The organism is Rathayibacter sp. VKM Ac-2929, from assembly GCF_022815495.1.
Lineage (GTDB): Bacteria > Actinomycetota > Actinomycetes > Actinomycetales > Microbacteriaceae > Rathayibacter > Rathayibacter festucae.
Genome location: NZ_JALGRV010000003.1, coordinates 547,067 through 560,845, shown reverse-complemented (window position 1 = coordinate 560,845; position 13,779 = coordinate 547,067). Strand labels below are relative to the sequence as shown.

The window sequence follows — 13,779 nt, the reverse complement described above, 5'->3', positions numbered from 1 at the left end:
GAACAGCTCCCCTTTCAGAGTTGAAAGAGAGACGCATCGATGTCGATGTCCACTGCCAGACGCACTCGCCGGAAGGCGGGCCGGATCGCCGCGCTCGCCACGAGCGCCGCCCTCGCCGCCGGAGCGCTGCTCGCGCTCCCCGCGGCCGCCGCCCCCGCGCAGGCCGCCGACGCCTTCCGCATCACCCCCAACCCCGCCGCGGCGGGCGAGTCGTTCGAGGGCTGGGGCACGAGCCTGGTCTGGTTCGCGAACGCCACCGGGAACTACCCCGAGGCCCTCCGCGAGGAGCTGTATCAGAAGGTCTTCGGCGACGACGGCCTCGACCTCAACATCGCCCGATACAACATCGGCGGCGGCAACGCCTCCGACGTGAAGGACTACCTCCGCCCCGGCGGCGCGGTCGAGGGCTGGTGGAAGCAGAACCCGGCCGGCGACGCCGCGACCTACGGCGGCACGAGCACGAACTACGCCGACCGCGACGCGCTCCTGGCGAAGTGGAACGCCGGCGACGCCTCCTCCTACGACTGGACGAGCGACGAGACGCAGCGCTGGTGGGTCGAGAAGCTCGCCGAGGAGAAGCAGATCTCGCACTGGGAGGCGTTCGCCAACTCCGCCCCCTACTTCATGACCGAGAGCGGCTACGTCTCCGGCGGCTTCAACGCCTCGAGCGAGCAGCTGAAGCCCGCCGCCGAGGCGAAGTTCGCCCAGTACCTCGCGACCGTCACCGCGCACATGGAGGACGAGTACGGCATCGAGTTCGACACCCTCGACCCCTTCAACGAGCCGAACACGAACTACTGGGGCACGCAGCTCACCAACGGCGTCCCGACCGGCGGACGGCAGGAGGGCATGCACATGGGCCCGACCCGCCAGGCCGACCTGATCCCCGACGTCGCCGCCGCCCTCGACGCCTCGTCGAGCGACGCCGGCATCGCCGCGATGGACGAGACCAACCCCAGCATCTTCAAGACGAACTGGGCCGCCTACTCCGCCGCCGTCCGCGCCGAGGTGGACCGGATGAACGTGCACACCTACGGCACCTCCGACCGCCTCGCCGTCCGCGACCTCGCCAAGCAGGCCGACAAGGACCTCTGGATGAGCGAGATCGAGGGCAACTGGGTCGCGGGCTACGACCCGGTCAACATCGAGAACGGCCTCGGCATCGCGGGCCGCATCAACGACGACCTGCGCGAGCTCGAGCCGAAGGCCTGGGTGCTCTGGCAGCCGGTCGAGGACCTCTACAACATGAGTCCGAAGGGCGAGAACCTCAACTGGGGCTCGATCTTCATCGATCTCGACTGCAAGCCGTACCAGGAGGGCGGCGCCGAGGTCTGGAAGTCCGCGCGCCGCGTCGCGGACGCCGGCGGCGACTCCACGAAGGCCCCGGTCTGCGGCGTCGAGACGAACTCGAAGTTCAACACGATCCGCAACTTCACCAAGTTCGTCCACGAGGGCGACCACCTGATGCCCACGAACGACACCTCCTCCACCGCCGCCGTCCGCGGCGACGGCAGCGGCGCGACCGTGGTGCACACCAACACCGGCGCGACGGCGAAGACCGTCGTGCTCGACCTCTCCCGCTTCGGCAGCATCGCCGCCGGCGCGACGGTCACCCCCTACGTCACGACGCAGGCCGCCTCGGCCGCCGCGCCCACCGGCAACGCACTCGTCGCGAAGCCCGCGGTGACCATCGACCGGGAGTCGCGCACCGCGACCGTCACGGTGCCCGCCAAGTCGGTCACCTCCTTCTCGATCGACGGCGTCTCCGGCGTCGCCGACTCCGCCCCCGCCCTCCGCGACGGACACCGCTACCAGCTGGTCGGCACGCAGAGCGGCAAGGCGCTGACCGGCAACCCCACCGGCGCCGCGACCACGATCACCACCCTCGCCACCGACTCCACCGCCGCCGCGAAGCAGAGCTGGACCGTCCGCGAGGTCGCCCCCGGCGAGCGCGAGGCCACCCGCCGCGTCGTGCTGCAGAACGCCGACGGCCGCGTGCTCGGCGCCACGAGCGCCGGCACCGACCTGCGCACGCTCTCGGTCGACGCCGCGAAGGCCGACGCCGCCACCCGCTGGATCGTCAGCACCACCGACGGCACCGCCTACACGCTCGTCAACGAGTCGATCGGGCTCTCGCTCGACGTCAACGGCCAATCCAGCACCGAGAACACCACGGTCGGCGTCTACGGCTCGAACGGCGGAGCGAACCAGTCCTGGACGCTGCGCGACCTCGCCCCGTCCGCCGCGCAGACGGTCGCCGTCCGCACCACCGTCGGCGTCGCGCCGACCCTGCCCGCCTCGATCGCCCCGCAGTACGCCTGGGGCACCGGCGCACCGGTCGCCGTCACCTGGCAGCGCCCGGCCGACTCGGCCTACGCCGCCGCCGGCCGCGTCGAGGTGACCGGCACCGCGACCGACCTCTTCGGCCAGTCGATCCCCGTCACCGCGCTCGTCGACGTCGGCGGCCTCACCGCCACCGACCCGGCGTCCCTCACCGTCGCCGCCGGAGCCTCCGTCGCCGCGGTGCAGGCCGCGGCCCCCACGACCGTGCCGGCCCGCGTCGGCGCCTCGACCAGCACCTTCGCGGTGCCGGTCGCCTGGGACTGGACGCCGCTGACCACCGCCTCGCTCGCGGCGCCCGGATCGGTGACGATCTCCGGCACCGCGACGGCCGACGGCCAGACCCTCCCCGCGACGCTCACGGTGCTGGTCACCGCGGGCACGCTCCGGAACTTCAACCCCGATGCGGGCATCGTCGCGACCGCGACCTCGTCCGAGTCGGGCTACGGACCGGAGCGCACCCGCAACGGCGTCGACGGCGACAAGGGCTGGTCCAACTGGACGAGCGGCGCCAAGGCCGCGCAGAGCAGCCTGACCTACACCTTCCCCGCCACCCGCCAGGTGCAGCAGGTGTCGGTGCAGTTCCAGCGCGACGGCGGCACCAGCTGGGCGCAGAGCTACCAGCTGCAGTACCAGGGCGCCTCGGGCAGCACGTGGACCGCGGTCCCCGGCTACGAGTCCGCGGTCGCCCTGGCCGCGCCCGCCGACGGCACCGCGCCGACGCTGACCGCGACCTTCGCGCCGGTGACGGCCAAGGCCTTCCGCGTCGTGATGAACGCCTACGCCAACACGCACCTGATCGTGTCGGAGACGAAGCTGTACGAGTCGGTGGCGTCGCCCGCCGCGGTCGCCACCCTCGGCGCCCTGCGCGTGAACGGAGTCGGCGTCGCCGGCTTCGAGCCGGCCCGTGGCTCCTACGCCGTGACCGTCGACGGCACGACGATGCCGGTGCTCACCGCGGTGGCCACCGACTCGGCGGCCCGGGTGCGCGTCACGCAGCCGACCACCGCGAACGGCGGAGTGGGCACGATCGCGGTCACCTCGGCCGACGGCACCGTCTCGCAGACGACGACCGTGACCGTGACGCTGAAGGCGCCCGCCGCCCTCGCCGTCGCGGTGACGGCCACGACCCGCTGCATCGCCGGCAAGGTCACCCTGACGGTCACGGCGCAGAACAACGCGACCGTCCCCGTCTCGATGACCGTCGCCTCCGCCTACGGCTCGAAGGAGTTCACCGGCATCCTGCCCGGCAAGAACGCCTCCGCCGCCTTCTCGACGCGCGCCGCCTCGGTGCCCGCCGGCCAGGCCACCGTCACCGCGACCGCCACCGTCGACGGCGCCCCCGTCACCACGGTGATCCCGGCCGCGTACTCCGCACGCAGCTGCTGACGCCCTGCATGCTGGTCGAGTAGCCGCGCAGCGGCCCCCGTGCCGGCCACGTAGCCGCGCAGCGGCCCCCATGCTGGTCGAGTAGCCGCGCAGCGGGCGTATCGAGACCCACCCTCCGAACACGTGGATCTCGATACGCCCGCTCCGCGCTACTCGATCAGCATGCTTCCGCGAGTGGACCCGGAACGGGCCCAGCGCCCCCAGCAGGCCCCCGCACGCGTCCACTCGTCCACCCCACTTCCCGCGAACGGACCCGCATCGGGCCCCGCAACTCCGCCAGACCCCCTCCCACGTCCACTCGCCGGCGCCCCCTCCCTGCTGGTCGAGTAGCCGCGCAGGGGCCCCCTCATGCTGGTCGAGTAGCCCCGCAGGGGCGTATCGAGACCCACCGTCCTCAGCGCAGCGGGTCTGCAGACCCGTCCTTCTGACGGGGCGGATCTCATAGGCCCGCTCCACGCGCTACTCGATCAGCATGAAGGCGCGAGCGGAGCCGGAACGGGCCGCGCGCCTCCTGCAGAGCCCCGCACGCGTCCACTCGCACGCCCCGCCTCCCGCGAACGGACCCGCATCGGGCCCCGCAGCTCCGCCAGACCCCCTCCCACGTCCACTCGCCGGCGCCCCCTGCATGCCGGTCGAGTAGACCCGCAGGGGCGTATCGAGACCCACCCTCCGAACACGTGGATCTCGATACGCGCGCTCCGCGCGCTACTCGATCAGCATGAAGACGCGGACTCACACGGAACGCGGCGCGCCCCTTCCCTGCTGGTCGAGCAGCCGCGCTGCGGAGTATCGAGACCCGCCGTGGCCAGGACGCCGGCCCGTCAGTCCGTCACCGCGTCGTAGACCGCGAGCAGGCGGTCGAGGAAGGCCTGCACCGTCGCGCGCTCGGCCGAGTCGAGGTCAGCGACCGCCGCCTCGACGCCCGCGATCAGCGGGGCGACCCGCTCCTGCGCGCGCCGCGCCGACTCCTCCGAGGCCGTGACGATCAGCTTCCGCCCGTCCGTCGGGTGCCGCTCGCGGCGGACGTGGCCGGCCGCCTCGAGGCGGTTCAGCACGAGGGTCGTCGCCGCCGTCGAGACGCCGAGGCGCCCGGCCAGCTCGGTCGGCGTCAGCGGCCCTGCAGACATCAGGTGCGTCATCGCGTCGAGCCCGACGGCGTCGACGCAGAGCGCACGGGTCAGCGACTGCTCGAAGAGCCGCTGCCGCTCCGTCACCTGGCGGACGCGGGTCCGGATGCCGAGATCGGGCGCGCTGTCACTCATGCTTCCACGATAACGGTGTAGATTGCCAATCTCATTGATTATCAACGAAGGCGGCAACCATGACCCGTGTCCTGATCTCCGGCGCCAGCATCGCCGGCCCCGCCCTCGCGTTCTGGCTGCACCGCTACGGCGTCGAGTCGACGATCGTCGAGCGAGCGCCCGCACTGCGGCTCGGCGGGCAGAACGTCGACGTCCGCGGCGCCGGCCGCGAGGTCGCCCGCCGGATGGGCCTCGAGGACGACATCCGCGCCGCGACGACCGGCGAGGTCGGCACCCGCTTCGTCGGCCGCGGCGGACGCACCCTCGCCGAGTTCCCGGCCGGCACCTCCGACAGCGGCGGCGCGACCGCCGAGCTCGAGATCCTCCGGGGCGACCTCGCGCGGCTCCTCGTCGACCGCACCGTCGAGCACACCGAGTACCGCTACGGCGACCGCATCACCGGCCTCGACGACGACGGTGACGCCATCGGCAGAGCCGGCGTCACCGTCTCCTTCGAGAACGCCCCCGACGAGCGCTTCGACCTCGTCGTCGCCGCCGACGGCATCGGCTCGAGCACCCGCCGGCTCGTCTTCGGCACCGAGCCGGAGATCCGCTCGCTCGGCCTCGAGACCTCCTACGCCACCATCCCCCGCACCGCCGCGGACGACGACTGGTGGCGCTGGTACAGCGCGGCCGGCGGGCGCAGCATCACGCTCCGCCCGGACCCGCACGGCACGCTCCGCGTCGCGCTCTCGCAGGTGATCGACCGCCGGCTCGACCGCGCGAGCACCGAGCGCCGATCGATCGACGAGCAGCGCGCCCACCTCCGCACGGTCTTCGGCGACGCCGGCTGGGAGGCGCAACGCGTCCTCCGCGGGCTCGACGAGGCCGACGACCTCTACTACGAGCAGATCGGCCAGGTGCACGCGCCGCGCTGGTCGAGCGGACGGGTCGCGCTGGTCGGCGACGCCGCCTACTGCGCCTCCCCGGTCAGCGGGATGGGGACGAGCCTGTCGCTCGCGGGCGCGTACGTGCTCGCCGGCGAGCTCGCGGCGCACGTGGATCCGCGCGACGGCTTCGCGGGGTACGAGCGCGTCATGCGGCCCTACGTGATGCAGGCGCAGGCGCTCCCGCCGGGGGTGCCGCGGGTCGCGAACCCGGTGTCGCGGCTGGGAGTGGCGGCGTTCGGGCTCGCGGTGAAGGTCGCGGCGACGCCGGTGATCGGGCGGACGATGGGGCGGTTCTTCACGCCGCCCGCGGACGCGATCGCGCTGCCGGAGTACTCGCACCTCGAGCGCTGAGGACGCGGGATCTCGATACGCCCCTGCGGGGCTACTCGATCACCATGAAAGGGCGCGGCTGCCGGAGGGCGCAGCATGCAAGAGCTGCGGACCCATCCAGGCTGGTCGAGTAGCCGCGGAGCGGCGTATCGAGACCCGACCCGTCAGTGGGACGCCGCCGGCTCGCCGCGCTTCAGGACGCGGCGGACGCCCGTGACGGCGGCGACGACGATCAGGCCGAGCACGAGGCCGAAGATCATCGAGACGAAGGTGTCGGCGATCCAGACGACGACGGGGCCGGCGCCCTCGACCGCGTGGGTGACGACGTGCACGAGGTCGTAGGGGCCGTGCCAGAAGGTCTCGGCCAGGTTCGCCGTGACGAGGTGCCCGCCGACCCAGAGCATCGCGAGCGTGCCGATGATGCTGATGGTGCGGAAGACGGCCGGCATCGAGGCGACGATGCGCACGCCGAAGCGCCGGACGCCGCGCGCCGCGTTCTTCATCAGCCGCAGCCCGACGTCGTCGATCTTCACCAGCAGGGCGACCGCGCCGTAGACGAGCAGCGTCATGCCGAGGCCGACCACGGCGAGCGCCCCGAGCGTCCCGCCGAAGCCGAGGTCGGTGTCCAGCCCGTCGAGCGCGATCAGCATGATCTCGGTGCTGAGGATCAGGTCGGTCCGCACGGCGCCGAAGACGAGCTTCTTCTCGTCGCGCGCCTCCGTCTCGCCCGCCGCATGGTGCACGCCGAACCACTCGAGCACCTTCTCCGCGCCCTCGAAGCAGAGGAAGGCGCCGCCGACGATCAGCAGGTACGGCAGCACCCAGGGCGCGAACGAGGAGAGCAGCAGCGCGATCGGGATGATGATCACGAACTTGTTGACGAGACTGCCGAGCGCGATCCGCCCGACCACGGGCAGCTCGCGCGCCGGGGTCAGCCCCTGGACGTACTGCGGAGTGACGGCCGCGTCGTCGATGACGACACCGGCCGTCTTCGCGCTCGCCTTCAGGGCGGCGGTGAGGATGTCATCGACGACGGCGAGCAGGCCGACCGACATGGGTGCTCCTTAGCGAGGACGGGTGAGAAGCCTCACAGTATCGCCCGCAGTCGACACCTCCGAGCGACCAGGGCGGCCCCGGGCACCTCAGCGCGGCGCCGGCCCCGTGCTCTCGCGCACGACGAGCTCCGTCGGCGTCAGGGTCACGCCCGAGCGCTCGCCCGACTCCAGCTCGCGCAGCAGGATGTCGACCGAGCGGCGCCCGGTGTCGCCGAACGACTGGTGCACGGTGGTCAGCGGCGGCCAGAAGCTCGCCGACTCCTCCATGTCGTCGAAGCCGACGACGCTGACCTCGCCCGGCACCGCCCGGCCCGCGTCGTGCAGGGCCCGCAGCACGCCGAGCGCCATCTGGTCGTTCGCGGCGAAGACCGCCGTCACGGCCGGGTCCGCGGCCAGCTCCCGGCCGATCCGGTACCCCGACGCGCTCGACCAGTCGCCGACGAGCGCCTCGGGCACCGGGGCGCCCTGCGCGCGCAGCGTCGACTCCCACGCCTCCCGGCGCCGCTCGGCCGAGTAGGAGCGCTCCGGCCCGGCGATGTGGTGGACGGTGCGGTGGCCGAGCCCGAGCAGGTGCTCGACGGCCTGGCGCGCGCCCGAGACCTGGTCGGTGTCGACGACCGGGTAGCGGTCGCCGCCGGCCGAGTCGACGACCACGACGGGCAGGTCGGGCGGCAGCACGATGTCGGCCTCGTCGAGCAGGTGCGCCTCCATCACGATGATGACGCCGTCGACCGCCTCCTCGCTCAGGCGGTGGAAGGCGACGGACACCTCGCCCTGGGTCGGGTGCGGGACGGGGATGAGGGTGATCGAGTACCCCGCGTCGGCCGCGGCGACCGCGATGGCGTCGAGGGTGCGCATGTTGCCGAAGGAGGACAGCGTGAACATGATCACGCCGATGCTGTGGAAGCGGCCGGTGCGCAGGGCCCGCGCGGCGCTGTTGGGCCGGTAGCCGAGGGCGCGCATCGCCTCGAGCACGCGCTCGCGCGTCTCGGTGTCGACGTTCTGCTTCCCGTTGGACACCCGAGAGACGGTCTGCCCGGACACGTTCGCGCGTCGCGCGACGTCGGCCATCGACACGCTCCGTCGGCGTGGGACGGCGGTCGCCGCGTTCGTCTCGATGGCCATGCCGTCCCTCCACGAGTCCCGCGCCGGAGGCGGAACATCGTTTCCCCATCGAAACCTAACGGATCGTGCGCGTGTTGACGTGGCCATGCTACGGTGGCGTCCTGCCATGTTGACGTGAACATGTCGGAACCGACCCCGAACGGAATCCCGCCGATGACGACGACGTCTCCCCCTGTCCCGCTGCGCGAGGTCACCCCTCCGGCCGCACCCCTCGCCGTTCCGCGCAGTCGCGCGAAGAGCGAGTGGAAGGGCCTGGCCTTCGTGGCCCCCTTCCTCGTTGTGTTCCTGCTGGTCTTCATCGCGCCGGTGATCTACTCGATCTACCTCAGCCTGTTCCGCGAGCAGCTCATCGGCGGCAACGCCTTCGTGGGCTTCGAGAACTACCTGGCGATCTTCCGCGACCCGAACTTCTGGGAGGGCTTCGGCCGCGTCCTGCTGTTCCTGGTCGTCCAGGTCCCGGTGATGCTCGTGCTCGCGCTCGTCGCCGCCCTCGCGATCGACAGCGGCCGGCTGCACGGCACCGGCTTCTTCCGCATCGTCGTCTTCCTCCCCTACGCGGTCCCCGCCGTCGTCGCGGTCCTGATGTGGGGCTTCATCTACGGCGACAACTTCGGCCTCACCGCCAATGTCAACGACCTGCTCGGCTCCGACCTGATCGCGCCGTTCTCGCGCGACTGGATCCTGGTCTCGATCGGCAACATCGTCACGTGGGAGTTCGTCGGCTACAACATGCTGATCTTCTACTCCGCGCTGAAGACGATCCCCGGCGAGCTCTACGAGGCCGCCGAGATCGACGGCGCCGGCCCGCTGCGCGTCATCCGCTCGATCAAGCTGCCCGCCCTGCGCGGCGCGATCGTCATCGCCTCGATCTTCTCGATCATCGGCAGCTTCCAGCTGTTCAACGAGCCGAACATCCTCCGGACGCTCGCGCCGAACATCATCACCACCTACTTCACGCCGAACATGTACGCCTACAACCTGTCCTTCGCGGGTCAGCAGTACAACGCGTCGGCCACGGTCGCCATCGTCATGGGCGTGATCACCGCGGTGATCGCCTACGTCGTGCAGCTCCGCGGCGCGCGCAAGGAGAACTGATGGCCATCGCAACCGCACCCCGCCCCACGAAGGCCGCCCCGGCCAAGCGCCCCGCCCGCCGCGGCTCCTCGGTCGCCCCGAAGAAGTCGATCGCCTTCACCCTGCTGATGTCGGCGTTCATCCTCTACAGCCTCGTGCCGCTCGCCTGGCTCGTGATCAACGCGACCAAGACCCAGGCCGGCCTGTTCTCGAGCTTCGGCCTCTGGTTCGACGGCGACTTCGTCCTCTTCCAGAACATCGCCGAGACGCTCACCTACCGCGACGGCATCTTCCTCCGCTGGCTCGGCAACACGCTGCTCTACGTGGTGGTCGGCGCGGGCGGAGCGACCCTGCTCGCCACGCTCGCCGGCTACGGCCTCGCGAAGTTCCGCTTCGCCGGGCGCAAGGCGGTCTTCGCGGTCGTCCTCGGCGCGATCGCGGTCCCCGGCACCGCGCTCGCCGTCCCGACCTTCCTGATGTTCAGCCAGCTCGGCCTCACCAACACCCCGTGGGCGATCATCATCCCCTCGCTGATCAGCCCGTTCGGCCTCTACCTGGTCTGGGTCTACGCGGTCGAGTCGGTCCCGACGGAGCTGCTCGAGGCGGCGCGGATGGACGGCGCGGGCGAGTTCCGCACCTTCTTCACCATCTCGATCCGCCTGCTCGCCCCCGGCATCGTCACCGTGCTGCTGTTCTCGGTCGTCGCGACCTGGAACAACTACTTCCTCCCGCTGATCATGCTGAGCGACCCGCAGTGGTACCCGCTCACCGTCGGCCTCAACCAGTGGAACGCGCAGGCCACCGGCGTCAGCGCCCAGCCGATCTACAACCTGGTGATCACCGGCTCGCTGCTGACGATCATCCCGATCGTCGTCGCGTTCCTCGGCCTGCAGCGCTTCTGGCAGTCCGGCCTGAGCGCCGGCAGCGTCAAGGGCTAGGCCCTCCCCACGAACCCGTCCCCCGGTCGGAGCGTCCTGCCCCGCACCACTCCACCCGCACCACCCCACAGCACGAAGAAGTGAAGGGAATCACCATGAAGATCGCCCACTCCGCCCTCCGGCGGACCCTGACGGTCGTCGCGGCCGCAGCACTCGCCGCGGGCTCGCTCGCCGCCTGCTCGTCCGGCGGCACCACCGGCGGCGGCACGACCGCCTCCGGCACCGCGGCCGACCTCGACGCCGCGCTCGAGACCGGCGGGAAGATCACCTACTGGAGCTGGACCCCCAGCGCCGAGGCCCAGGTCGCCGCGTTCGAGAAGGCCTACCCGAAGGTCGATGTCGAGCTGGTCAACGCCGGCACGAACAAGGACGAGTACACCAAGCTCGAGAACGCGATCAAGGCCGGCTCCGGCGCCCCCGACGTCGTCCAGATCGAGTACTACGCCATGCCGCAGTTCGCGCTGTCGGACTCGCTGCTCGACCTCTCCCAGTACGGGATGAGCGACCTCGAGGACAAGTTCTCGGCGTCCACCTGGGGCAGCGTCAACATCGACGGCAAGCTCGTCGGCCTCCCGCAGGACTCGGGCCCCATGGCCATGTTCTACAACAAGACGGTCTTCGACCAGTACGGCATCGCCGTGCCGACCACCTGGGACGAGTACATCGCCGCGGCCAAGGCGCTGCAGGCGGCCGACCCGTCGAAGTTCATCACCGCCGACACCGGCGACGCCGGCTTCGCGACCAGCATGATCTGGCAGGCGGGCGGCGAGCCCTTCACGACCGACGGCACGAACGTCACCGTGAACCTCGAGGACGAGGGCACCGAGAAGTGGACCGGCGTCTGGAACCAGCTCATCGAGGGCGGCCTCCTCTCCGACACCCCCGCGTGGGGCGACGAGTGGTACAAGGGCCTCGGCGACGGCTCGATCGCCTCGCTGATCACCGGCGCCTGGATGCCCGGCGTGCTCGAGTCCAGCGTCCCCGACGCCTCCGGTGACTGGGCCGTCGCGCCCATCCCGACCTACGACGGCACCGCCGTCAGCGCCGAGAACGGCGGCGGCGGCCAGTCCGTCACCAAGCAGAGCGAGAACCCGGCGCTGGCCGCCGCGTTCCTGCGCTGGCTGAACAGCGACGAGGCCTCGGTCGACGTCTTCCTCGAGAGCGGCGGATTCCCGTCGACCTCGGCCGACCTCAGCAGCCCGGACTTCACCGGCGCCGAGTCCGAGTACTTCGGCGGCCAGAAGATCAACGAGGTGCTGACCCAGGCCTCGACGGACGTCCGTCCCGGCTGGTCGTACCTGCCCTTCCAGGTCTACGCGAACAGCGTCTTCGGCGACACCGTCGGCCAGGCCTACGCCAACAAGTCGAGCCTCGACGACGGCATCGCCGCCTGGCAGAGCAAGCTCGTCGAGTACGGCAACGCTCAGGGCTTCACCGTCTCCGAGTAGCACCCACGGCGTTCGAGGCCGGTCGGATCGCTCCGGCCGGCCTCGACCCGTCCCACGATCCTGAGGGGGATCCCGCATGACCACCGCTCCCGACTCCGCCGCGCCGGCCGCCGCGCCGACCGGCGCACCCCAGAGCCGCTTCGCCATCGGCGCGACCGACTTCGAGCTCGACGGCCGCCCGCACCGCATCCTGTCGGGAGCGCTGCACTACTTCCGGATCCACCCGGACCTCTGGGCCGACCGGATCCGCAAGGCCCGCCTGATGGGCCTGAACACCATCGAGACCTACGTCGCCTGGAACGCGCACGAGCCGCAGCGCGGCGCCTGGCGCGAGGACGCCGGGCTCGACCTGGGCCGCTTCCTCGACCTGGTCGCCGCCGAGGGTCTGCACGCGATCGTGCGCCCCGGCCCCTACATCTGCGCGGAGTGGGACAACGGCGGCCTGCCCGCCTGGCTGCTCCGCGACCCCGAGGTGGGCGTGCGCCGCTCCGAGCCGCACTACCTCGCCGCGGTCAGCGACTACCTCCGCCGGATCTCCGCGATCGTGGCGCCGCGCCAGATCGACCGCGGCGGGCCCGTCGTCCTCGTGCAGATCGAGAACGAGTACGGCGCGTACGGCTCCGACAAGGAGTACCTCGCCGAGCTGGTCCGGGTCACCCGCGACAGCGGCATCACGGTGCCGCTGACCACGATCGACCAGCCGACCCCGCAGATGCTCGCCGACGGCAGCCTGCCCGGCCTGCACCTGACCGGCTCCTTCGGCTCGCGGACGGCCGAGCGCCTCGCGACGCTGCGAGAGTTCCAGCCCACCGGCCCGCTGATGTGCATGGAGTTCTGGTGCGGCTGGTTCGACGACTGGGGCACCCAGCACCACACCACGGACGCGGCGGCGTCGGCGAGCGAGCTCGACGCGCTGCTCGCGGTCGGCGGCTCGGTCAACATCTACATGTTCCACGGCGGCACCAACTTCGGCCTGACCAGCGGCGCGAACGACAAGGGCCGCTACGCCGCGATCACCACGAGCTACGACTACGACGCCCCTCTGAACGAGAGCGGCGACCCGACGGCGAAGTACTGGGCCTTCCGCGAGGTCATCGCGCGCTACGCGCCGGTGCCGAACGAGGTGCCCGCGGTCTCCCCGCCGGCGCCGGTGCTCACCGCGCCGCTCGTGCCGGGCCCCGCGCTGCTCGGACTCGACGCGGTCTTCGGGCCGGCGACGCGCCTGGAGTCGATGGCGAGCTTCGACGACCTCGGGCTGGCCGGCGGGTTCGCGCTGTTCACGACGATGCTGACGGCGGGCGACGCTCCCGCCCGGCTCGTCGTCGGCGAGGAGGTGCGCGACCGCGCCTGGGTGCTGCTCGACGGCGTCCCGGTCGGCGTGCTCGCGCGCGACGACCACGAGCGGGCGATCACGCTCCCCCGCGGCACCGGCGAGCTGGCGGTCCTGGTCGAGGACCAGGGCCGGGTGAACTACGGCGAGCGGATCGGCGAGCACAAGGGGCTGATCGGCGGCGTGCGGCTGGACGGCGCGGAGCTTCCCGGCTGGGTCGCCCGGCCGCTCGCGCTGGAGTGCCTGCCCGAGTGCGGCCGGGTGCCCGGGAGCGGATCGTTCGCCGCCGGACCGGGCCTCGCCTCCGGCTCCTTCGAGCTCGACGCGCAGGCCGACCTGCACCTCGACACGCTGCACTGGGGCAAGGGCCTGGTCTGGGTGAACGGCTTCCTGCTCGGCCGCTACTGGCGGCGCGGGCCGCAGCGCACGCTGATCGTGCCGTCGCCGGTCACCCGGGTCGGGCGCAACGAGGTGGTCGTGCTGGAGTTCGAGTCGATCGCGGAGCCGGAGATCCGGCTGCTCGCGCACGCGGACCTGGGGCACACGGAGATCTAGCGGA

At 71.7% G+C, this 13,779-nt stretch carries 9 protein-coding genes; 6 read left to right on the top strand and 3 right to left on the bottom strand.

The features are described 5' to 3' along the window. The first annotated feature begins 45 nt into the window (after nucleotides 1–45). The gene (locus MT355_RS11750; protein WP_243599663.1) at nucleotides 46–3,729 is read left to right on the top strand and encodes a discoidin domain-containing protein; all 3,684 of its coding nucleotides are present in this window, start codon (nucleotides 46–48) and stop codon (nucleotides 3,727–3,729) included. 821 nt (nucleotides 3,730–4,550) lie between these two features. Here the strand turns inward: MT355_RS11750 and MT355_RS11745 are convergent. Continuing rightward, nucleotides 4,551–4,991 (bottom strand): MarR family winged helix-turn-helix transcriptional regulator, encoded by a 441-nt coding sequence (locus MT355_RS11745; protein ID WP_243599662.1) that lies wholly within the window; start codon nucleotides 4,989–4,991, stop codon nucleotides 4,551–4,553. Nucleotides 4,992–5,050: 59 nt separating this feature from the next. On the opposite strand from MT355_RS11745, the gene MT355_RS11740 reads away from it, so the two are divergent. Next, nucleotides 5,051–6,271: an FAD-dependent monooxygenase gene (locus tag MT355_RS11740; RefSeq protein ID WP_243599661.1), complete on the top strand. Its 1,221-nt coding sequence runs from the start codon at nucleotides 5,051–5,053 to the stop codon at nucleotides 6,269–6,271. A 143-nt stretch (nucleotides 6,272–6,414) separates the two neighbouring features. Here the strand turns inward: MT355_RS11740 and MT355_RS11735 are convergent, their stop codons facing one another. Both MT355_RS11735 and MT355_RS11730 read right to left on the bottom strand, forming a co-directional pair. Continuing rightward, the gene (locus MT355_RS11735; protein WP_243599660.1) at nucleotides 6,415–7,305 is read right to left on the bottom strand and encodes a DUF808 domain-containing protein; all 891 of its coding nucleotides are present in this window, start codon (nucleotides 7,303–7,305) and stop codon (nucleotides 6,415–6,417) included. Between the two features lie 87 nt (nucleotides 7,306–7,392). After that, the gene (locus MT355_RS11730; RefSeq protein ID WP_127888132.1) at nucleotides 7,393–8,430 is read right to left on the bottom strand and encodes a LacI family DNA-binding transcriptional regulator; all 1,038 of its coding nucleotides are present in this window, start codon (nucleotides 8,428–8,430) and stop codon (nucleotides 7,393–7,395) included. Nucleotides 8,431–8,583: 153 nt separating this feature from the next. Here MT355_RS11730 and MT355_RS11725 point away from each other — a divergent pair, with 153 nt between their 5' ends. The 4 genes from MT355_RS11725 (at nucleotide 8,584) to MT355_RS11710 (ending at nucleotide 13,775) form a co-directional block, all read left to right on the top strand. Next, nucleotides 8,584–9,525 (top strand): carbohydrate ABC transporter permease, encoded by a 942-nt coding sequence (locus MT355_RS11725; protein ID WP_123444496.1) that lies wholly within the window; start codon nucleotides 8,584–8,586, stop codon nucleotides 9,523–9,525. Next, on the top strand, nucleotides 9,525–10,442 hold the full coding sequence (locus tag MT355_RS11720; RefSeq protein ID WP_123444435.1) for a carbohydrate ABC transporter permease: 918 nt from the start codon (nucleotides 9,525–9,527) through the stop codon (nucleotides 10,440–10,442). Before MT355_RS11725 ends, MT355_RS11720 begins: the two co-directional genes overlap by 1 nt. Nucleotides 10,443–10,537: 95 nt before the next feature. After that, entirely contained in the window at nucleotides 10,538–11,890 is a 1,353-nt protein-coding gene (locus tag MT355_RS11715; RefSeq protein WP_243599659.1) for a sugar ABC transporter substrate-binding protein, read from the top strand. A gap of 76 nt (nucleotides 11,891–11,966) precedes the next feature. Continuing rightward, nucleotides 11,967–13,775, top strand: coding sequence for a beta-galactosidase family protein (locus MT355_RS11710; RefSeq protein ID WP_243599658.1), 1,809 nt, complete (start codon nucleotides 11,967–11,969; stop codon nucleotides 13,773–13,775). Nucleotides 13,776–13,779: the final 4 nt, after the last annotated feature.